Origin of the sequence: Rhizobium sp. B21/90, from assembly GCF_019355815.1 — a bacterium.
Classification (GTDB): Bacteria; Pseudomonadota; Alphaproteobacteria; order Rhizobiales; family Rhizobiaceae; genus Rhizobium; species Rhizobium rhododendri.
Window position 1 is genome coordinate 2,827,542 of the sequence record NZ_CP072162.1, and the last position, 22,109, is coordinate 2,849,650.

Below are 22,109 nucleotides of genomic sequence, written 5' to 3' on the forward strand. Positions count from 1 at the left end.
TGCAAATCCTTCGGAATTGAAAGGCCGGGCTTGATCGGCTACGACCATGGCCGGGCATTCGAGGATTTTCAAGAGCATGACGGTCGAGACCGCAAAAGACGACACGCCGGACCCTGCGGCTCGCATCGAGGTGCTGATCGTTGACATGAACGGTCGGCTGCGCGGCAAGCAGATCCCGCTTTCGGCTGAGAAAAAGGTCTGGGCCGGCGACGTGCGGCTGCCCCTATCGACGCAAACACTTGATATCTGGGGTTACGACAATGATGAGTTGAACGGCTTGTCGATGACCATCGGCGATCCCGACGGAAGCTGCATCGCCGATCCGCGCACCCTGGCGCCGATGCCCTGGGCGCCGGCCGGATCCTGCCAGGTGCTGGCGACAATGCATGAACTCGATGGCAGGCCGAGCTTCATGGATCCGCGCGCCATCCTTGCTGCCGTTGTCGAGCGCTATCGGCGGATGGGGCTGACGCCGGTGGTCGCGACGGAGCTGGAGTTCTATCTCCTGGCTGCGGATTGGCGCGAGACCGGCGTCCCGTCGCCGCCCGCTGCCCTCACCTATGGCGGCGAGCCGGACGGATTTCAGCTCTACGACATGGATGCTGTCGACCTGCTCGGCGACTATCTCGAGACGCTGCGCGCTTACGCCCGGGCGCAGGGCCTGCCGGCCGATGCGACGACTGCAGAGTTCGGGCCGGGCCAGTTCGAAGTGAACCTGCTGCACAGGCCCGACGCTCTGGCTGCCGCCGATGACTGCATCGGCCTGAAAAGAATCGCGGCCCAGGCGGCACGACAGCATGGGCTGAAATCGACCTGCATGGCCAAACCCTACACCGATCATGCCGGCTCCGGACTTCACGTCCATGTCAGCATTCTCGACAAGGATGGCCGCAATATTCTTGACGCGGAGGGCGGCGACCCCGCCAAGCTGAAATCGGTGTGTGCCGGATTGCTGCGGACGATGCAGGAAACGCAGCTGGTGTTTGCACCCTTTGCCAATTCCTATCGCCGCTTCCAGCCAGGATCGTTTGCACCGGTCGACATGAACTGGGGCTACGATCACCGCGGCACGGCGCTGCGTATTCCCGAAAAAAACGGTGCAGGCGCTCGCATCGAGCACCGCGTTGCCGGCGCGGATGCCAATCCCTACCTCGCAATCGCCGCCATCCTCGGCGGCATGCTGCGCGGCCTGACGGAGGATCTCGATCCGGGGCCCGAGACCACCGCCGATGCGCCCGCTATCGACGCACCGAAGCTGACCCATGATTTTCTGACAGCCGTTGAGCGGTTTCGCGCCTCGGCCTTCACAAGGGAGATTTTTGGCGAGAGGTACCAGACGCTGTTTGCGGATACGAAGGAAAAGGAAGCCATCCATTTCCTGCGCAGCGTCTCGGATCTCGACTACCGGACATATTTGCCGCGCATATAATGCGCTTGCTCAGACCGGAGCCGGCTCGCTGCTCTGCTCGACGGCAACGCGGTTCGCCGTTCCATGGGCAACCATTACCTTGAGCTCGCGCGGGTGGAGTTTCAGCTCGACGTCGCGCTCGAGCCGCAACAGTTCACCGTCGATCACGCAGTGAGCCCTGGACCTCATCTTCGGATAATGCAGGTGCAGCGACTGCGTGTGCATGACCATGACATCGACATTATCGCGAAACTTGCCGCGCAGCATATCGAAGGCCAGCCGAGTTACGCCCAACGGTTTCATAGGCTTGGCGAGATAGAAGCCAAGCGTTCCGGTCGTCAGCTCGTCGGCGTAGAGCAATGCATTTTGTCCGAACGGGTTGTTCGATACGGACACGGCGGACACGTGACGGCGCTCTTTCTTGCCGTCGATATCGAACTCGACATCGAATTCCGGTGGGTTGAAGATAACGCCGAGGGCCGCCCGCACGCTGGCAGACATCTTGCCTATCCGCGAGCTGAAGGTGAAGGAATTGCGATAGCGCACCAGGCGTGCGTGCATTCCGGCAGAATACTGGTGGATGAAGGGCCGACCGTTGGCGCTGCCGATATCGACTGCATCGACCTCGCCATTGGCAATCACATCGAGCACCTGCCAGATATCCAGCGGCAGCTGAAGTGAGCGGGCAAAGAGGTTCATGGTACCGGCCGGCACAACGCCGAGTGCAATCTTGTTTTTCCAGGCGACGGAGGCGGCCGCCGAAATCGTGCCGTCGCCACCGCCGGCAATGATGCCCTCGATGTCATCGCGCCGCGCCGCCCGTTCCATGGCGGGCACGATTTCCTTCCCCGACACCACCTGACACTCGAAGTCATGGCCGGCGTCGCGGAAAACCTTTTCCGCATGGATACGGTAGGCATTCATGTCCGTTGTCCGGAATGTGCCACCGTCTTGGTTGAAAAGTCCGATAAGCTTCATAGAGGATCCCGGTTTCCTCAGTTCGGACAGTCGATATTGGACAGCCCATGCAATTCTCTCGCTAAGATGGCCTGTCGTCGAGCGAAATCAAGACATTCCTGTCACGGCAACGTGAAGAAAGGTGAGCTCCGGTCGTAGACCTACGTATGCACAACCGGCCATGCTGCGGTGCGAAAAACGCAGGGGACGCGGCTATCCTTTTGATTCATAGTGATCTGCAGGTGCATCGCGCCATCCCAATTTTTCCGATCTGTGACCGGGGCTGGCGCCAAATTTACTGGCGCTGCGAAAAGCCTCCTGCAGCCAGCCTATCTGGAGCTTCCGTGACCGACCTTGTCATCGACAACCTCGATCCGCCATCCGCAGTCGAAGCTCCATCGAGCACTGCCGTCGCGCTTGTCATGCTGGCACTTGCCATGGGCGGTTTCGGCATCGGGACAGGCGAGTTCGTCATCATGGGGTTGCTTCCCAACGTCGCCGATACGTTCCGTGTGACGACGCCGGAAGCAGGGCATGTGATCAGCGCCTATGCGCTTGGCGTCGTCATAGGCGCGCCAGTAATTGCCGTGCTGTCGGCCAAGCTTGCCCGGCGGACATTATTGCTGCTGCTGATGACGGTCTTTGCCGCCGGCAACATCATGAGCGCTTTCGCGCCCACCTTTGCCAGCTTCACACTGCTGCGCTTCCTGACCGGTCTGCCGCATGGAGCCTATTTCGGGGTTGCAGCACTGGTGGCTGCCTCGATGGTGCCGATCCATCGCCGCGCACGGGCTGTCGGACGCGTCATGCTCGGGCTCACCATCGCAACGCTGATAGGCACGCCGATCGCCACATTCCTCGGGCAGTTGCTCGACTGGCGGGCGGCATTCATGATGGTTGGCGGCCTCGGCGCCCTGACGGTTCTGTTGATCGCCTTGTTCCTACCGAAAGACAAGGTTGCCGAGGGCGCCAGCGTTTTGCGTGAACTCGGCGCTCTGGTGCGCGTCCAGGTCTGGCTGACGCTCGCCATCGCTGCCGTCGGCTTCGGCGGCATGTTCTCGATCTTTACCTACATCGCCTCGACGACAACGGATGTCGCCCACCTCTCGGTGGGAATGATCCCGGTCGTACTGGCACTGTTCGGCATCGGCATGAATGTCGGCAATGTCGTCGGCTCGCGGCTGGCCGATATCTCGCTGAAGGGCACAATCGGCGGCATGCTGGCTTTCAATGTGGTCATTATGACGCTGTTTTCGATGACTGCTGCCGATCCCGTCATGCTGTGCGTCTGCACATTCCTGATCGGCTGCGGCTTTGCTGCCTGTCCTGCCGTCCAGACTCGGTTGATGGATGTGGCAGCCGATGCCCAGACGCTGGCCGCCGCCTCCAATCACTCGGCCTTCAACGTCGCCAACGCGCTCGGCGCATGGCTGGGCGGCATTGCCATCGCCTGGGGCTACACTGCGGCCGCCACCGGCTATGTCGGCGCCATCCTTTCGGTCGGTGGCCTCGCGGTATTCGGCATATCCGTTGCGCTGGAGCGCAAGGGCGGGATCGCCTAGCCTCCATCCTCCCCGGACATTCACGGCGCAATTTGACGGTCTCGATAGAACCGAACTAGGGCGATGCTCCTTGCGTTGCCGATTAACGATGCGCATCTAACGTGTCTCGCTACAAACACAGGAGTTCCCCATGCGCGCCGTCGCCTATCAGAATCCACTGCCGATCTCAGCCGAAAGCGCATTGATCGACGTCGACCTGCCGATGCCGGAAGCCAGCGGGCGGGATCTGCTCGTCGAGATCAAGGCCGTTTCCGTGAACCCCGTCGATACCAAGGTCCGTGCCGGCGTCATACCCGATGCCGGGCAATACAAGGTTCTCGGATGGGATGCGGCCGGCATCGTCGAGGCGACGGGTGCTGAGGTCACGATGTTCAAGCCGGGAGACGAGGTCTACTACGCCGGCGCCATCGATCGCGGTGGCTCGAATGCAGAATTCCATCTGGTGGACGAACGCATCGTCGCGCTGAAACCAAAAAGTCTCGACTTCGCCGCCGCTGCGGCCCTGCCGCTCACCTCCATCACGGCTTATGAGACACTGTTCGACCGCCTTAAGGTGCAGGACACGGTTCCAGGTGCTTCGCGGACGATCCTGATCATCGGCGGTGCCGGCGGCGTCGGCTCGATTGCAATACAGCTGGCGCGCATGCTGACGGACCTGACCGTCATTGCCACCGCATCGCGTCAGGAAACGCAAAGCTGGGTCCGGGAACTCGGCGCTCACCATGTCATCGACCATTCCAAGCCGTTGGCGCCACAGATCAAGGCACTAGGCCTTGGAGCACCGGCTTTCGTGTTCTCGACGACCAATACCGGAAAGCACCTTGCTGACATCGCCGAAGCGATCGCTCCGCAGGGTCGCTTTGCGCTGATCGATGACCCCAAGACGCTCGATATCATGGCTTTCAAGCGCAAGTCGATCTCGGTGCACTGGGAGCTGATGTTCACGCGCTCGCTGTTCCAGACCGCCGACATGATCGAGCAGCACAACCTTCTGACCGAGGTGGCAGGGCTCGTGGACACCGGCAAGGTGCGCACGACATTGACCGAAACGCTCGGCACCATCAACGCCGCCAACCTCAAGAAGGCACATGCGATGCTGGAAAGTGGCGCGACGAAGGGCAAGATCGTCCTGGCAGGATTCTAAATTTTTCAGGGCTTTCTTGCGAATGATGAAGACAGTGAGGCCGGGTGAACCACCCGGCCTCACTGCCGTAAATTGCAGTTATGATATCGCATCTCAACCCGCCGATGCAGTTTTTTGCAATCGTGAAAAAAGCGATGCGGCAACGGCTGCAAGCCCCTATCGCGCTTGACTTTTCGGGCATTTGGCGCGATTTCTCGCGGCATGGAGGTCAGTGACATCCATGCCGATCAACCGGAGTCATCTCACGATGCCTAGCGACAGTAGCAGTCGATTGCCTATGCCGTCAGCGGCCTTCGTGCAGTAACCGACTCCTGTCGGCTCGCCACGATCCGCCGCTGCGGCGGATCGACAGAAAGGCGAGCTCATGAACCTTAACAGCTTACCCGTTCGGGCCGGCCACGCCGCGCTTAACCTCCTTCACGAAACGCGCGGCATCACCACAGCAGAGCGCGTCGAACGGCTCAATGCCCTCGACGTGAGAGAGGCAGCCGCGACACTGGCCACATTGTCGCTGCAGAAGGCGGTGCATGTCCTCAACCAACCGGAGCTGCACAACGCGGCCGATATCGTAACCGCGATGCCGCCTGAGTATGCGGCAAAGTTGCTGAACGCCACCGCCAACGACCGCGTTGCCGACATTATCCTCGAAATGGACGAAGATGTCCGCGGCGACCTCGTTGCGCGGCTGGACATTGCGACGCAACAGGCGATCAAGGCTCTCATGGGCTATCCGCCACGCACGGCGGGCGCCATCATGACGACGGAGTATGTGAGCGTACCGGACGACTGGACAGTCGGCCAGGCGCTGCAGCACGTGCGCCAGGTGGAGCGCTCTCGCGAGACTGTCTACGCCATCTACGTGCTCGACAGCCTGACGCATGCGTTGACCCATGTCGTCACGCTGCGCCGGCTGATCAATGGTGAGAACGACGCGTCGATCCTCACGGTTGCCCAGATGGGCGAACCGGTTACGGCGTATCCGCTGATGAGACAGGAGGATGTCGCGCGCCTGATCCGCAAGCACAACCTGCTGGCGCTACCGATCGTCAACGATGAACAGAAGATGCTGGGGATCGTCACCGTCGATGACGTCATCGACACGATGATTGCCGACACCACGGAGGACGCCCAGAAATTCGGCGGCATGGAAGCGCTCGGCAAGCCTTACATGCAGATCAGCTTCACCGGCATGATCCGCAAGCGCGCCGGCTGGCTGGCGGCGCTGTTCCTCGGCGAAATGCTGACGGCAAGCGCCATGCAGCATTTCGAGGGCGAACTGGAAAAGGCGGTCGTGCTGACGCTGTTCATACCGCTGATCATGAGCTCCGGCGGCAATTCCGGATCGCAGGCGACGTCGCTGATCATCCGCGCGCTGGCGCTCGGCGAACTGAAGCTTTCGGACTGGTGGAGAGTGCTTGTGCGCGAATTGCCGACCGGCGTGACACTTGGCGCAATCCTCGGGCTTGTCGGCTTCATCCGTATCGTTGCCTGGCAGCAGCTGGGGTTGTTCGACTATGGACCGCACTGGCAGCTGGTGGGGCTGACGGTGTTCGGAGCGCTGATCGGTATCGTCACCTTTGGCTCGATTTGCGGCTCGATGTTGCCGTTCATCCTGCAGAAGATGCGGCTCGATCCCGCCAGCGCCTCGGCGCCGTTCGTGGCGACGCTGGTCGATGTCACCGGCCTGGTGATCTATTTCACCGTGGCCCTGGCGATCCTCAGCGGCACCTTGCTCTGATGCCTCTCAGGCGGGCGGGCGGCAGTCGCCCGCCAACCATCGGCGCATCGCGCTCGACGTGCAAACCGTCAGGTAAAACGCAGGATCATGGCCACACGCCGGTCTGCACCCATGCCGACGGAGACTTCGTTGTGCAGCGCCTTGCGCAGTTCAGGGACAAGGTCGCTGTCGACGATTTCCGAAAATCCCAGCCGGGCATAAAAAGGCGCGTTGAAGGACACAAAACGATCCGTCGTCAGCGTCACGCCGCGCAGGCGACTGGCGCGGGCGGTTTCGATGGCAGTTGCCATCAGACGCCGGCCGACGCCCTTGCGTTGCCAGGCACGTGCAACGTCTATCTCCCGGATATAAAGCATTTCGTCGCTTTGCGTGCCAGCGAGAAAGGCTATCGGCTGGTTCTCTTTGTCTGCGGCAACGAACAGCAGATCGTCATCCAGCGATTGCCGCAGCAGGCTCTCCGGCAAGGCATGGGCCTCGCGGCTTCCACCGCGCGCATCGGCGAGCGTCGCGAAGGCATCGAGTTCGATCTCCGTCAGCCGTGGCAACTCCTCAAGCCGGGCCAGCCGGATGATGAAGCTGTCGGCTGGATCTCCCGTCATCCCGGCGCTCCTCACATGTTCGGATAGACAGGCCCCTCACCACCCTGCGGCGGCACCCAGTTGATGTTCTGGTTTGGGTCCTTGATGTCGCAAGTCTTGCAGTGGACGCAGTTCTGGGCGTTGATGACGTAGGTTTCGGCTCCGTCCTTCTCCACCCATTCATAGACACCGGCGGGACAGTAGCGCGTCGAGGGGCCGGCGTAGATGTCGTGTTCGGAGGATTTCTGCAGCGCCATGTCTTTGACCTGCAGGTGGACCGGTTCGTTTTCCTCGTGATTGGTGTTCGACAGGAAAACGGACGACAGGCGGTCGAAGGTCAGTACGCCGTCCGGACGCGGATAGTCGATCTTCTTATGCTTTGCCGCAGGTTCCAGCGAGGCGGCATCGGTCTTGCCGTGGCTGACTGTTCCGAAAAATGAGAAGCCGAACAGCGAGTTGGTCCACATGTCGAGGCCGCCGAGCGCGACGCCGAGCACCGTGCCGAACTTCGACCATAGCGGCTTGACGTTGCGCACCCGCTTCAGATCCTTGCCGATGTCGCTGCTGCGCCATTCGTTTTCGATCTCGACAACTTCGTCGTTGGCGCGACCGGCGGCAATCGCAGCGGCAATATTGTCGGCCGCCATCATTCCGGACAGCACCGCATTGTGGCTGCCCTTGATGCGCGGAACGTTGACGAAACCGGCCGAGCAGCCGATCAGCGCGCCGCCCGGAAAGGTCAGCTTCGGCACCGACTGCCAGCCGCCTTCTGTGATGGCGCGGGCGCCGTAGGAAAGACGCTTGCCGCCTTCGAACGTGCCGCGGATCGCGGGATGGGTCTTGAAACGCTGGAACTCCTCGAAGGGATAGAGATAGGGGTTCTTGTAGTTGAGGTGGACGACAAAACCGACGGCCACCGTGTTGTCTTCGAGATGGTAAAGGAAAGAGCCGCCGCCAGTCTTCATGTCGAGCGGCCAGCCGAAGGAATGCTGCACCAGCCCCTGCTTGTGGTTCTCAGGCTTTACCTGCCACAGTTCCTTGATACCAATGCCGAACTTCTGCGGCTGGCGATCCTTGGACAGGTCGAACTTGGCGATCAGTTGCTTCGCCAGCGAACCGCGGACGCCCTCGCCGATCAGCACGTATTTGCCGAGCAACTCCATGCCGCGGGTGAAATTCGGGCCGGGCTCGCCATTCTTCTCGACGCCCATGTCGCCGGTGGCAACGCCGATAACGGCGCCGGCGCCATTATAGAGTACCTCTGTCGCAGCAAAGCCGGGGTAGATCTCGACCCCGAGCCGCTCTGCCTTCTCGGCCAGCCATCGACAGACGAGGCCGAGGGAGACAATGTAGTTGCCGTGATTGCTCATCAGCGGCGGCATCAGGAAATTCGGCAGGCGGACAGAGCCGGCAGGGCCAAGCAGCATGAAATGGTCGGCCTTGACTTCCGTCTTGAAGGGATGCCCCTCCTCTTCACGCCAGCCCGGAAGCAAGCGATCGATGCCGACAGGATCGACTACAGCTCCGGACAGGATATGCGCGCCAACCTCGGCGCCTTTTTCCAGCACGACGACGGTGAGGTCCGGATTGACCTGCTTCAGACGGATAGCGGCCGACAGGCCGGCCGGACCGGCGCCGACGATGACGACGTCGAATTCCATGCTTTCGCGTTCCGGCAGTTCCATTGCATCGGTCATAGCGTCGTCTCCACTTGGCCGTGCGCGCGGCCCTGTCCCCGTTTTGTCTTATCTCTTGTCAAAACGGAATAGGATTGTCGAGCCGGGATGCGACGCCGGCTCCCTCAATTCGCACAATCGACCGTGAGCCGAGTTTTCATGCCGTGGGCAAAGGACAGACGGAAAAGACAGCGCATTTTTCTTCTACGCCGCCAGCGGCCGCTCTATATGAAGAGCATTGGCACAGGCCATCGAGAATGAAGGACGACCAAAATGGATCTCGGCATCAAGGGAAAACGCGCACTCATCCTGGCGTCCTCAAAGGGACTGGGACACGGTATTGCCGTGGCGCTGGCGCGCGAAGGCGCTGACGTGCTCCTCTGCGGTCGCAGCGGCGAAAGGCTGGCAGCGAACTGCGCAGCCATCAATGCCGAGGGAAACGGCAAGGCCTTCTGGCTGCAAGCCGATCTCGCCGATCCCGACTTCGTCAAAACACTCACCGAGGGAGTTGCGTCAAAGCTTGGCGGCCTCGATATCCTCGTCAACAACAGCGGCGGCCCTACTCCCGGCACCACCGAAGAGATGACCGCTGAAAATCTCGAGAGCTACTTTATCACCATGGTGGCGCGCGTCATCACCCTCACCAACGCGCTGCTGCCAGCCATGAAGGCGCAGGGCTGGGGCCGCATCCTGACCGTTGCGTCCTCCGGGGTCATCGAGCCGCTGGCTAATTTGGCTCTTTCCAACACGATGCGTCCGGCGCTTGCCGGGTGGAGCAAGACGCTGGCAAGCGAAGTTGCAAGCTACGGAGTGACCTCGAACATGCTGCTGCCGGGCAGCATCGCAACCGACCGGCTCGACGACCTCGACGGCGCGGCAGCAAAGCGTACGGGCCGCCCGATGGAAGACATCCGTGCCGAGAAGCAGGCACGCATCCCGGTCGGACGCTATGGGAGGGTCGACGAATTCGCGGCGACGGCGGCGTTCCTCTGCAGCGAGCCGGCAAGCTACATCACCGGCTCGATGATCCGTTGCGACGGCGGCGCTGCGCGCTCCGTCTGATCGCGGATGCCGAACCCGACATCGATCGCCGGGTTCGGACTGCTCTCCATCTTGTCCACGAGTGAGGCAAGTTAGGACCGGTGCGGCGACAACGCACCTGCTGCAATCAGCGGAGGCATGTGAAAGCAATGAGAAATCTTGGGATGTAATTCCGGAGCGATTCAACGCCTTTTGGCATGCCGGGCGGCCCGAAGCTTTCCAAGTGTTAATTTTTCCCCGGAAATAACTGTGATAGATTGCCCGCTAATGGTTCGCCAGCCAAGATAAACTGAACGTATTCTAATGGCGCGGTAACGGAAATGTGAAGTGTTACTCTGGCGCTGTCATCTCTGCGTTGGTTTCATTGCACATCTGTAGGCCGCTTACTTACGAAGTCGTTCCTTACCGGTAGCACATATGAAGAAATTCTGGATCACGCTGTGTCTCGTCATTGTCGCAGGTGCGGCGCTTTGGACTTACCGGGAACGTCTTCCTTATGTTTCTGCCCTGCTTGGAAAGGGCTCCACGTCGCCCGCAAGCACCAGCACGGCCGAGAATGGCAATCGTAAGAAGTCAGGCGCGCCGGTCGTCGTCAAAACCGTTGCTGCGGTCGAGACGACCCTGCCTATGGATGTGACGGCCACGGGATGGGTGGTGCCGGTCGATTCGACGACCATAGCCGCGCAGGAAAGCGGCGTGATCACGCAGATCATTGCGCAGGATGGGGCAACGGTTAAGGCCGGTGACCTGATCGCCAAACTCGATCCGCGCACTGCGCAGGCCACCGTCGACAAGGACAAGGCGGTGTATGCGAAGGACCAGGCAACGCTGGCCCAGACAGAATCAGCGCTGACCCGCGCGCTGAACCTTTTGAGCAGCAAGGCGGGCACCCAGGCAACGGCGGACGAGGCGCAGGAGGCGCGCGACGCAGCTGTGGCGACTGCTGCGGCCGACAAGGCGCAGCTTGCGTCGGACGAGGTGCTGCTGGAGCACACTGATATCCGTGCGCCTTATGACGGACGTCTCGGCGACATCTCCCTCAGCCTCGGCGCCTATGTGAGCCCCGGCACCGCCATCGTCACGATCACCAAGTACGATCCTGCTTTTGTCAAATTCAACCTGCAGGAAACCAGTCTGCGCCAGTTGCAGGAGGCGCTCGCTGCTGGTCCGGTTCCCGTCAGCACCGTTCCGCGCTCCGCCAAGGGCAAGCCTCGCCAGGGAGAAGTCAGCTTCTTCGACAACACGGTTGATTCCGCCTCGGGCACAATCATCGTCAAGGCGAAATTCGACAATGCCAATGGCGCACTGTGGCCCGGAAGATCGGAAAACGTCTCCGTCCACTTCTCTGACAAGGAGCCGCTGATCGTGGTGCCGACGGTCGCTGTGGCGCCAGGCCCGGACGGCTTTATTGCGTTCGTGGTCGGCAAGGACAGCAAGGTTCACGTCACGCCGGTAACTGTCGCGCGCGCCAACGGCGACCGCACAGCCGTCGCCAAGGGCCTCGCCGTCGGCGATCACGTCATCATCGAGGGCCAGTCGCAAGTGACGGACGGCCAGACAATCAAGGAAGAGTTCAGCGACGGTGCGGCACAGAAGGTTGCATCCGCCGCTGACGGCAAGACCGAAAACTTTGCGGTCGGAGCCCAGCCATGATCCCGCTTTTTTGTATTCAGCGTCCGGTCGCAACTACCCTTATCGCGATCGGCGTGGTTCTGGCCGGCCTTGCCGGGTACCAGCTGATACCGGTCGCAGCCCTGCCGCAGGTCGATTTCCCGACTATCAACGTTTCCGCCCAGCTGACCGGCGCCTCGCCGCAGACCATGGCGACATCGGTGGCGACGCCGCTGATCAAGCAGTTCGAGACAATTCCGGGCATCAGCGAAATCAGCTCGACCAATTCGCTCGGCAACACCAGCATCGTCCTGCAGTTCGATCTCAACCGCAGCATCGACGCTGCGGCCGCAGACGTTCAGGCGGCGATTTCCACGGCAACGCGGCAGCTGCCGAACAATTTGACGACGCCGCCGAGCTATCGCAAGACCAACCCGGCAGACGCACCTGTCATGCTGATCGCCGTGCAGAGCGACACCCTGCCGCGCAGCAAGCTCGACGATATCGCCGAGAACATCATTTCCCCATCGCTGTCGACATTGCCGGGCGTCGCTGAAGTGACGGTCAACGGTGCTCAGACTTATGCCGTGCGGATCGGCGTCGACCCCGACAAGCTGCTTGCCCGGGGCATCGGCATCGACACCGTCAACTCTGCGGTCGTCAACGCCAACAGCCAGGTGCCCGTCGGCACATTGCAGAACTCCGCCCAGAGCATGACCATCAATGCGGATACGCAGCGCACCAACGCCGCGCAATTCCGCACCCTGGTCATCGCCAATCCCAACGGTGCGCCTATTCATTTGAGCGATGTTGCCAACGTTCAGGACAGCGTCGAAAACCAGAATATCGGCAGCTGGTATGACGGCAGCCGGGCCATCATCCTGTCGATCCAGCGCCAACCCGACGCCAATACCGTCGATGTCGTCGACGAGATCAACAAGACGCTGCCGAAGCTGCATGCCGAGATGCCGGCATCGGTGAAGACGGTTGTCATGAACGATTCGGCGGCACCGATCCGGGAAGCGATCGGCGACGTCAAGTTTACGCTGGCACTGACAATCGGGCTCGTGGTCCTCGTCATCTACCTGTTCACCGGCCACGTGATGGCAACGATCATCCCCGGGCTGGCGGTTCCGCTGTCGCTGGTTGCAACATTCGGCATGATGTATGTGCTCGGCTACAGCGTCGACAACATCTCACTGCTCGGGTTGACGATAGCGGTCGGGCTTGTGGTCGACGACGCCATCGTCATGCTGGAAAATATCCTCAGACATGTCGAGAACGGCATGCCGGTGCGCCAAGCGGCCATCCAGGGCTCGGCGGAAGTCAGCTACACCATCATCTCGATGTCGATCTCGCTGATCGCGGTGTTCATACCCATCCTGCTGATGGGCGGCGTCGTCGGGCGTATTTTCAACGAATTCGGCATGGTGGTGGCAATCGCCATCGTCTCGTCGGCAATCGTCTCGCTGACCGTGACGCCCATGCTAGGTTCGCGCCTGTCGAGCGGCCACAGTCATCCGCCGTATCCCGTTCGCCTTTTCAACCGGGGCTTCAACTGGACTGAGCGTAACTACGACAAGGGTGTCGCCTGGTGCCTGCGCAACCGCGCCATGGTGCTCGGCAGCTTCCTTGCCTCCGTGGGGCTGTCGATCTACCTGTTCATGACCCTGCCGGCGAGCTTCTTCCCGACCGAAGACATTGGCCGCCTGCAGATTTCGACTCGCACCCGGCAGGACATTTCCTATGATGCCATGCGTGATCTCCAGAGCCAGGCTGCGGCACTAATCGAAAAGAACCCAGCTGTCGAACATGTCATGTCGATCGTTGGTGCCAGTGCCCGCCAGACTCTGAACAACGGCACGATGTATGCCCAGCTTAAGGACAAGAAGGATCGTCCGCCGCTCGACCAGACGCTCCGGGAAATGCGGGCCGCCGTGGCGACCATCCCGGGCATCCAGGTGTTCATCAATCCGCAGCAGAGCCTGCGTTTCGGCGGACGACAGACGGCCAGCCAGTATCAGCTGGTGGTCCAGGCCCTAAGCGCCGACCTGACCAACACCTGGGCCAACAAGCTGCTCGTGGAGATGAAGAAGGATCCGCGCTTCACCGACGTGACGACCGATGCGCAGAACAACGCGCTGCAGGCCAATATCGTCATCGACACGGAGAAGGCTGCTGCCTACGGCATCAACAATGCCTCGTTGCGCACGACGCTGCAGGAAGCGTTCAGCGACTATGCCGCCGCACAGATCCAATCCACCGGCGACAGCTATGACGTCATCATCGAATACGATGCCAACCAGCCCTGGGACGACCAGAAGCTTTCGCGCATCCGCGTCTCGTCTTCCTCCGGCGCGCAGGTCCCGCTATCCAATTTTGCCCATATCGAGCGCAATACCGGACCTGTGACGATCAACCAGACGGGACAGCTGGTTTCGACGACGGTGTCGTTCAACCTGCCGGCCGGGGAGGCGCTGGGCGATGCGACGGCGTTTATCGACCAGATCAAGAAGCAGATCAACATGCCGGCTGACGTCTTCACGTCCTATGGCGGCACCGCCCAGATCTTCCAGCAATCGCAGGGCAGCACGCCCTATCTGATCCTGGCCGCCGTGCTCACCATCTATGTGGTACTCGGCGTGCTCTATGAGAGCTTCATCCATCCCCTGACAATTCTCTCCGGCTTGCCGGCAGCAGCTCTCGGGGCCTTGCTGGCGCTAAAAGTGTTTGGCTTCGACCTGTCGATCATCGCGCTGATCGGGCTATTGATGCTGATCGGGATCGTCAAGAAAAACGCGATCATGATGATCGACGTGGCGCTCGAGACGTTGCGATCGTCGGACAAGGTGTCGCCCGCCGAGGCTATTCATGAGGCGTGCGTCCGGCGTTTCCGGCCGATCATGATGACGACATTCTGCGCCCTGCTCGGTGCCCTGCCGATTGCCATCGGTGGCGGCGCGAGTTCGGAACTCCGCCAGCCACTTGGCGTCGCAGTCGTCGGCGGCCTCGTCGTGTCGCAGATCCTGACGTTGTTCATCACGCCCGTCATCTTCCTGGAGATGAACCGGCTCGACAATTTCGTCAGGCGCCTCGGCCGCAGGAAAGAGCAGCCGCAGCAGGAGAACCCTCCAACCGCGATTGCGGCGGAATGACCTCTGGCCTGTCCGGAGAGATTTCAGGGCCTTCACCATCTTGCGCAGCCTGATGGCCTATGCGATGACGCGCCCTCTTCGATCAGAGGGCGTTTCGCTTTGACGCGGGACATCGCCCCATCCAGACATTTTCGGCAGACAGGAGTGCGAGCATGGCTCAGGCGCTAGGTTTCGACTTTGGCACGACGAACAGCGTGATGGCGCTGGCGGACGGAGCAACCACCCGCTCGGTCTCGTTCACCAGCACTGCCGGCTCCGCAGACAGCATGCGCACCGCCCTGTCGTTCATGAAGGATCGCCATCTCGGCGCTGCAGCGCTGAAGGTCGAGGCGGGCAACGCTGCGATCCGCCAGTTCATCGACAATCCCGGCGATTGCCGTTTTCTCCAGTCCATCAAGACCTTTGCAGCCAGCGCGCTGTTCCAGGGAACGCTGGTGCACGCCAAGCGGCATAGTTTCGAAGACCTGATGGAAATTTTCATGCGTCGCCTGAAGGCCTATGCCGGCGACGACTGGCCATCGGATATCGGCCGTATCGTCACGGGAAGGCCTGTGCATTTCGCCGGCGCCAACCCGGATCCAGCGCTGGCGACAGCGCGTTACAACGAAGCGCTGACGCGGCTGGGTTTCCCGGAAATCCATTATGTATACGAGCCTGTCGCGGCCGCTTTCTACTTCGCGCAGAACCTCAAGAGCGACGCCACGGTGCTGGTGGCCGACTTCGGCGGCGGCACGACCGATTATTCGCTGATACGGTTCGAGACTGCGGCTGGCCGGCTGACCGCAACGCCGATAGGCAATTCCGGCGTCGGCGTCGCCGGCGACCATTTCGACTTCCGCATTATCGACAATGTCGTCTCGCCACTGATCGGCAAGGGAAGCTACTTCAAGAGCTTCGACAAGCTGCTCGAGGTGCCCTCCTCCTATTACGCCAATTTCGGCCGCTGGAACCAGCTGTCGATCTTCAAGACGTCGCGCGAATTTCCGGAGTTGCAAAAACTGGTCCGCACGGCCATCGAGCCTGACAAGCTCGAAACCTTCATCGAGCTCATCGAGCATGACGAGGGATATCCGCTCTACCAGGCGGTTTCCGCCACCAAGATGGCATTGTCATCCGCGGAAGAGGCGGAGTTCAATTTTCCGCCTCTCGGCGCTGCCGGCAAGACATCGATCCGGCGCAGCGATTTCGATGGCTGGATAGCGCCGGAACTGGCGCGGATCGAGGCGGCCCTGGACGAGGTGCTGGAAAAGACCAACACACCGGCTTCCAGCATCGACAAGGTGTTCCTGACAGGCGGGACGTCGTTCGTGCCCGCCGTGCGCCGGCTGTTCACCGAGCGCTTCGACGTGAGCCGGATCGAGACCGGTGGCGAATTGCTGTCGATCGCGCACGGTCTGGCGCTGATCGGCGAGCGCGACGATATCGCCCAGTGGACGTCCTGAGCCGGGGATGGCGGGGGCTTTGGCCCTTCCCTTGCCCGACCGGCTTCGGTAGAGTTCAGCCATGATCTCCGTTCAAGACCTCTCCTCGGCCGAACTTGCCGCGCTTTTGCATTTCCATGCCGACGCGGGCATCAGTTGGATGCTGGAAGAGAATCCGGTGGACCGCTTTGCTGAATTCGAGGCGCTGAAAGCGGCGAGACAGGCGGGGCGTCCGGCGCCGGCACCCTCGCCTACGCCGGCAAGCCAGATCGCCAGCGCTGCCGAACGTCGGCCTTCGGCAAAGGCGGTTGCGACTGCGCCGCCCGCTGCAGCGCGCGCGCCGGCCATTCCAGACGAACAGGCTATCGACCAGGCGCGCTTTGCTGCTGAAAGCGCTCGCTCGCTGCCGGAACTGAAAGCCGCCCTGGAAGCCTTCAACGGCTGCAATCTGAAGAACAGCGCGCGCTCGACACTGTTTGCGAGCGGCAACCCGGAGAGCGGAATCATGGTCATCGGCCCGATGCCGGGCGCCGACGATGACCGCGAGGGCGCTGTGTTCGCCGGACGGTCCGGCCTTCTTCTCGACCGGATGCTGGCGTCGATCGGCCTTGATCGTGATGGCATACTACTCACCAATGTCATTCCGTGGCGGCCGCCGGGCAACCGTGCGCCATCCATTCCGGAAACGGATATCTGCCGCCCCTTCATCGAGCGGCAAATCGCTTTGGCAGAGCCGAAAGTCCTGCTGTTGCTCGGAAATTTCACTGCGCGCTTCTTCTTCGGCGGTAACGAGACCATTCATGCCCTCCGCGGACACTGGCGCGAAATCGGCGCCGGAGCCGGCTCCGTCCCGGCGATTGCGACGCTGCATCCCCAGGACCTGCTGACCGCGCCGATCAACAAGCGATTGGCGTGGCAGGATCTTCTGGCTTTTCGCCGCCGGATCGATGCAGTCTGATAAGCGACTATTTTTTTGGCACTATAATGAAATTATGAATTTAGCCATGTGATTTACGCATGACTGCCATGGCGGCAACATGCGTTGTAGAATCGATGCTGCATTGCGATATTAATTGGGCGTCTTGGGAGGAACCACGATCAGGATCCAAGGCAATGACCATTCGTTCGCGTCCTATACATTGCGGGTTTGAAACCCTCCGTCAGGTAAATGCTTCTTTGCGCGGGCCGCACGGCTATCGCCGCCTCGAGGCGACAAACGAGCAGATAACGGCTCGTGGCACCGGCACATCTTCCCGCCTTGTCCGCCCGACCACGATGTTCGCGGAATTTCGCGCCTCCTGAAAAGCGTGCAGGCGCCGCATAGCTGAAGTGCTCGGTGAACGTGGCGATGCGAGCGTCTTGAAAGAGCAAGCCGGGCAACAGCCTCAGCGCCACGAGAACCTCAGCCGCCAATTCACATTCAAACGGAAATACGATTTCGCTTGCGGTGACGCGCTTTATGCGCCGCGACGTGTCGCGATTGATTGCGCGCCGATGGTGGGATAGAGGACAATACATTCTCTGCCATCCACCCCTGCCAAGAGCGGAACAGTGCCATGCTGGCAAGCCTGATCTCTATCGCCAGCCTGATGCTGTCGACCCTCCTGATGATGGTCGGGCTCGGGTTGATGAACTACGTCGTGCCGATCCGTTCGGTTGCGGAGGGTTGGTCGACATTCACGATCTCTTTCATCGCAACCGGCTATACGCTCGGATTTACCATCTCCTGCATCATCACTCCGCTGTTTGTGAAGCGGGTTGGCCATGTACGCGTGTTCGGCGCCCTGATCTCGCTGCTCGGCGTCGGCATCCTGCTCTGCGCGCTGCTGGTGGACTGGCGGGCCTGGGTGGCGTTCCGCTTCATCAGCGGCTTTGCCATCGCCGGCAGCTACCTGATCATCGAAAGCTGGCTGAACGAGCGCGTCACCAATGCCAACCGGGCAACGATCTTCTCGGTGTATATGATCACCTGCCTGGTAGGGTCGATCGGCGGGCAATATCTCGTCCCGCTCGGCGATCCCAAATCGACGTCTCTGTTCATCCTTTGCGGCATCATCTTCGCGCTGGCCATGCTACCAACGGCGCTGTCGACGGCCGCCTCTCCGACACCGATAGCCCAGGCCAAATTCAACCTTCCCAAGCTCTATCAACTATCTCCCGTTGCCTTTGTCGGCTCGCTGCTATCGGGCGCCCTGTCCGGCACCTGGAATAGTCTTGGCGGCGTCTACACCCAGATCGTCGGCATGAATACGGCGCAGGGGGCGACACTCCTCGCCTGCGTGCTGGCAGGTGGGGCGATCTCGCAAATGCCGATAGGCAGGGTATCCGACTTGATCGACCGTCGCATGGTGATGATCGTTTGCGGCATCGTCGGCGTCGTCGCCTGTGCGGTCATGACCCTATTCGATGTCCGTTCCATCGTCTCGCTCTATATCGCCGCCTTCTTCGTCGGCACGGTGCTTTACCCGATTTACGCGATCAACGTCGCGCATGCCAATGACCGCGCGGCCCCGGACGAATATGTGACGATCTCCAGCGGCATCATGATCCTCTACGGCCTCGGCACCGTCGTCGGTCCGCTGGCTGCTGGTGCAATGATGCAGGTCTTCGGCACGTCGGGACTGCTCTGGTTTCTGGCGCTGGTTTTTGCGTTCTATGCTGGTTACGCGGGCTGGCGCACTGCGCGGCGAAAAGTTGGTGAGGGGCGCATCGACAAAACTGATTTCAAGGCCATGCCGATCCCGGTGCGCGGGACGGAGACATCCGTCCGTACTGCTTCGCCAGACGACCGCCTTGCCTGATCGCCGGTAAATTCTTCTGTTATCAAAGAATTTCGGACAGCAATTGCAAATTGCGGTCGAAGAAATACATGGCTTTAGCTTTGGTTCAGATTTTAATGTAATCATATTGAATAAAGCTGTTTCAAATCGACGCTCGCGCCCGCTCGGCCACCGTCCCTAACGTCTACCTAGGAACCCCCATGCGCACTGATATCGGCCAGATCGTCCATTTGGCGGACTACCGTCCCACAGATTTTGTCCTGGAGCGCGTAGACCTCACCTTCGAACTCGATCCGACCGCAACCAAGGTGGAAGCCAGGCTGATCTTTCACCGCCGCGAAGGAGTCGATGCAACAGCGCCTCTGATCCTCGACGGCGACGAATTGAGCCTTTCCGGCCTGCTGCTTGACCAGGAAGAAGTTCCGGCGTCGCAGTATTCGGTCACCGACAAAAGCCTGACTGTGCGCGATCTGCCTGCGACGCTGCCTTTCGAACTGACGATCACCACGATCATCAACCCGGAAGCCAATACCCAGTTGATGGGCCTTTACCGCACCGGCGGCATCTATTGCACGCAGTGCGAGGCCGAGGGTTTTCGCCGCATCACCTATTTTCCCGACCGCCCCGACGTGCTGGCGCCCTACACCGTCAACATCATCGGCGACAAGGCCGCCAATCCGCTGCTGCTGTCGAACGGTAACTTCCTCGGCGGTGCCGGGTATGGCGAAGGCAAGCACTTTGCCGCGTGGTTCGATCCGCATCCAAAGCCGAGCTATCTCTTTGCGCTGGTCGCCGGCGATCTCGGCGTCATCGAAGACACGTTCGTCACCATGTCCGAGCGCGAAGTGACGCTGAAGATCTATGTCGAGCACGGCAAGGAGCCGCGTGCTGCCTACGCTATGGATGCCCTGAAGCGCTCGATGAAGTGGGACGAAGAGGTTTTCGGCCGCGAATACGATCTCGACATCTTCATGATCGTCGCCGTCTCCGACTTCAACATGGGGGCAATGGAGAACAAGGGGCTCAACGTCTTCAACGACAAGTATGTTTTGGCCGATCCGGAAACGGCGACCGACGCCGACTATGCCAACATCGAAGCGATCATTGCCCACGAGTATTTCCACAACTGGACTGGCAACCGCATCACCTGCCGCGACTGGTTCCAGCTCTGCCTGAAGGAAGGCCTGACGGTTTTCCGCGACCACGAGTTTTCAGCCGACCAGCGCTCGCGCCCGGTCAAGCGTATCGCCGAGGTCCGGCATCTGAAATCCGAACAGTTTCCGGAAGACGGCGGACCGCTGGCGCATCCCGTCCGCCCGACGAAATATCGCGAGATCAACAATTTTTACACGACGACGGTCTACGAGAAGGGCAGCGAAGTCACGCGCATGATCGCGACGCTGCTCGGCAGCGATCTGTTCAAGAAAGGCATGGATCTCTATTTTGAGCGTCATGACGGCGACGCCGCGACGGTCGAGGATTTCGTTGCCTGCTTTGCAGAGGTCAGCGGCCGCGACCTGACGCAGTTCTCGTTGTGGTATCATCAGGCCGGTACGCCGCTGGTCACCGCCTCCTGCGCCTACGATGCTTTCGCCAGGACCTTCACGCTGTCGCTCGAGCAGATCGTGCCGGCAACGCCCGGCCAGTCTGCCAAGGAGCCGATGCATATTCCGCTGCGGCTTGGCCTGCTTTCCGAAGACGGTCAGCCAATGACACCGGCGAAAGTCGAGGGTGCGGAGTTCACGACGGACGTGCTGCATCTGGTCGAACGCGCCCAGACTGTCGTCTTCCACGACATCCCGTCACGTCCCGTGCTCTCCCTGAACCGCAGTTTCTCGGCGCCGATCAATCTGCACTTCGACCAGAGCGCCACCGATCTTGCACTCATTGCGCGCTTCGAGTCCGATCATTTTGCGCGCTGGCAGGCACTCACCGATCTGGCGCTGCCGATCCTGCTGCGGGCCGTCCAGGACACCCGAAATCGTGCGCCCGTCGTCTGCGACCAGACGCTGATCGACGCCCTTTTGACGGCTGCCGCAGACGAAACACTGGAGCCGGCCTTCCGCGCTCAGGTGCTGAACCTGCCGAGCGAGGCCGACCTCGCCCGCGAGCTTGGTGCCAACAACGACCCGGACGCGATCCACGCCGGCCGCCAGGCGATCCTTTCGCAGATCGCCGACGCCGGAAGGGATATCTTTGCGGCGCTCCACGAGGGCATGGCAACACCGGGCGACTTTAGCCCCGATGCCGCCAGCGCCGGCCGACGCGCGCTCCGCAACGCCGCGCTCGGCTTTTTGTCGCTGTCCGACAACACTCCCGCGCGCGCCAAGGCCGCCTTCGACGCTGCCAACAACATGACCGATCTGAGCCACGCGCTGACAATCCTGGCGCATCGCTTCCCGGAAACGGCGGAAGCCAACGAGGCACTGGCGACCTTCAAGAGCCGATTCGAAGACAATGCGCTGGTCGTCGACAAGTGGCTTGCGATCCAAGCTTCGATGCCCGGCGCCGCAACATTGCAGCGCGTCCAGGCGTTGATGCAGGATCCGCTGTTCACGCGCGCCAATCCCAACCGGGTGCGGGCGCTGGTCGGAACCCTCGCTTTCAACAATCCGACGGGCTTCAACCGCGCCGATGGCGGAGGCTACCGCTTCCTAGCCGAAGAAATCCTCACCATCGACCCGCGCAACCCGCAGCTTGCCGCCCGTATCCTGACGTCGATGCGCTCTTGGCGATCGCTGGAGCCTGTGCGCGCCGATCATGCGCGCGCGGCGCTGATGCAGATCGAGCGGGCGGGCGAGCTTTCGACCGACGTGCGCGACATCGTCGACCGCATTTTGAAGGAGTGATTTGCGGCGACGCAACAGGTGATTTGCGCGACAAGTACGACAAAGACTGGGCATTGTGTCCGACCGGCGCAATCTCGACGTCTAAAAAACCTGCAATAGCAAATAGTTAAGAAAGTTTTATCACGCCCTCTGGACAAGCCGAATCGCGAATGATTCATTGGCGCAGGTTCGGGCGAGCGGCGCCGCGAA

General features: G+C 61.0%; 15 protein-coding genes. 12 read left to right on the forward strand and 3 right to left on the reverse strand.

The genetic code is table 11. The features are described from left to right. The first annotated feature begins 46 nt into the window (after window positions 1-46). Window positions 47-1,429 (forward strand): glutamine synthetase family protein, encoded by a 1,383-nt coding sequence (locus J5278_RS13635; RefSeq protein ID WP_209183281.1) that lies wholly within the window; start codon window positions 47-49, stop codon window positions 1,427-1,429. Between the two features lie 9 nt (window positions 1,430-1,438). Here J5278_RS13635 and J5278_RS13640 read toward each other — a convergent pair whose 3' ends face one another. Further along, window positions 1,439-2,386 carry a diacylglycerol kinase family protein gene (locus tag J5278_RS13640; protein WP_209183280.1) on the reverse strand — a complete coding sequence of 316 codons (948 nt, stop codon included), beginning with the start codon at window positions 2,384-2,386 and terminating at the stop codon, window positions 1,439-1,441. Between the two features lie 338 nt (window positions 2,387-2,724). Here J5278_RS13640 and J5278_RS13645 point away from each other — a divergent pair, with 338 nt between their 5' ends. The 3 genes from J5278_RS13645 (at window position 2,725) to mgtE (ending at window position 6,809) form a co-directional block, all read left to right on the forward strand. Further along, window positions 2,725-3,927: an MFS transporter gene (locus J5278_RS13645; RefSeq protein ID WP_257623404.1), complete on the forward strand. Its 1,203-nt coding sequence runs from the start codon at window positions 2,725-2,727 to the stop codon at window positions 3,925-3,927. Between the two features lie 130 nt (window positions 3,928-4,057). Next, window positions 4,058-5,071: a zinc-binding alcohol dehydrogenase family protein gene (locus J5278_RS13650; RefSeq protein WP_209183279.1), complete on the forward strand. Its 1,014-nt coding sequence runs from the start codon at window positions 4,058-4,060 to the stop codon at window positions 5,069-5,071. A 364-nt stretch (window positions 5,072-5,435) separates the two neighbouring features. Continuing rightward, entirely contained in the window at window positions 5,436-6,809 is a 1,374-nt protein-coding gene (mgtE, locus tag J5278_RS13655) for a magnesium transporter (RefSeq protein ID WP_209187372.1), read from the forward strand. A gap of 68 nt (window positions 6,810-6,877) precedes the next feature. Here the strand turns inward: mgtE and J5278_RS13660 are convergent, their stop codons facing one another. Together J5278_RS13660 and J5278_RS13665 are read right to left on the reverse strand one after the other, a co-directional pair. Then, complete coding sequence (locus J5278_RS13660) at window positions 6,878-7,408, reverse strand: GNAT family N-acetyltransferase (protein WP_209183277.1); 531 nt, start codon at window positions 7,406-7,408, stop codon at window positions 6,878-6,880. A gap of 11 nt (window positions 7,409-7,419) precedes the next feature. Beyond that, the gene (locus tag J5278_RS13665) at window positions 7,420-9,084 is read right to left on the reverse strand and encodes an electron transfer flavoprotein-ubiquinone oxidoreductase (protein ID WP_209183276.1); all 1,665 of its coding nucleotides are present in this window, start codon (window positions 9,082-9,084) and stop codon (window positions 7,420-7,422) included. 252 nt (window positions 9,085-9,336) lie between these two features. On the opposite strand from J5278_RS13665, the gene J5278_RS13670 reads away from it, so the two are divergent. The 8 genes from J5278_RS13670 (at window position 9,337) to pepN (ending at window position 21,920) form a co-directional block, all read left to right on the forward strand. After that, window positions 9,337-10,125, forward strand: a complete 789-nt coding sequence (locus J5278_RS13670) for an SDR family oxidoreductase (RefSeq protein ID WP_209183275.1) — start codon at window positions 9,337-9,339, stop codon at window positions 10,123-10,125. Between the two features lie 396 nt (window positions 10,126-10,521). Beyond that, window positions 10,522-11,757, forward strand: coding sequence for an efflux RND transporter periplasmic adaptor subunit (locus J5278_RS13675; RefSeq protein WP_209183274.1), 1,236 nt, complete (start codon window positions 10,522-10,524; stop codon window positions 11,755-11,757). Then, the gene (locus J5278_RS13680; protein ID WP_209183273.1) at window positions 11,754-14,870 is read left to right on the forward strand and encodes an efflux RND transporter permease subunit; all 3,117 of its coding nucleotides are present in this window, start codon (window positions 11,754-11,756) and stop codon (window positions 14,868-14,870) included. The genes J5278_RS13675 and J5278_RS13680 overlap by 4 nt, the downstream gene beginning before the upstream one ends. Before the next feature lie 152 nt (window positions 14,871-15,022). Further along, window positions 15,023-16,312: an Hsp70 family protein gene (locus J5278_RS13685; RefSeq protein WP_209183272.1), complete on the forward strand. Its 1,290-nt coding sequence runs from the start codon at window positions 15,023-15,025 to the stop codon at window positions 16,310-16,312. A gap of 61 nt (window positions 16,313-16,373) precedes the next feature. After that, window positions 16,374-17,249 (forward strand): uracil-DNA glycosylase family protein, encoded by an 876-nt coding sequence (locus tag J5278_RS13690; protein ID WP_209183271.1) that lies wholly within the window; start codon window positions 16,374-16,376, stop codon window positions 17,247-17,249. A 155-nt stretch (window positions 17,250-17,404) separates the two neighbouring features. After that, window positions 17,405-17,593 carry a hypothetical protein gene (locus J5278_RS30935; protein ID WP_247749021.1) on the forward strand — a complete coding sequence of 63 codons (189 nt, stop codon included), beginning with the start codon at window positions 17,405-17,407 and terminating at the stop codon, window positions 17,591-17,593. A 254-nt stretch (window positions 17,594-17,847) separates the two neighbouring features. Beyond that, on the forward strand, window positions 17,848-19,092 hold the full coding sequence (locus J5278_RS13695) for an MFS transporter (protein WP_142829836.1): 1,245 nt from the start codon (window positions 17,848-17,850) through the stop codon (window positions 19,090-19,092). A gap of 179 nt (window positions 19,093-19,271) precedes the next feature. Next, the gene (pepN, locus tag J5278_RS13700; RefSeq protein WP_209183270.1) at window positions 19,272-21,920 is read left to right on the forward strand and encodes an aminopeptidase N; all 2,649 of its coding nucleotides are present in this window, start codon (window positions 19,272-19,274) and stop codon (window positions 21,918-21,920) included. Window positions 21,921-22,109 lie beyond the last annotated feature (189 nt).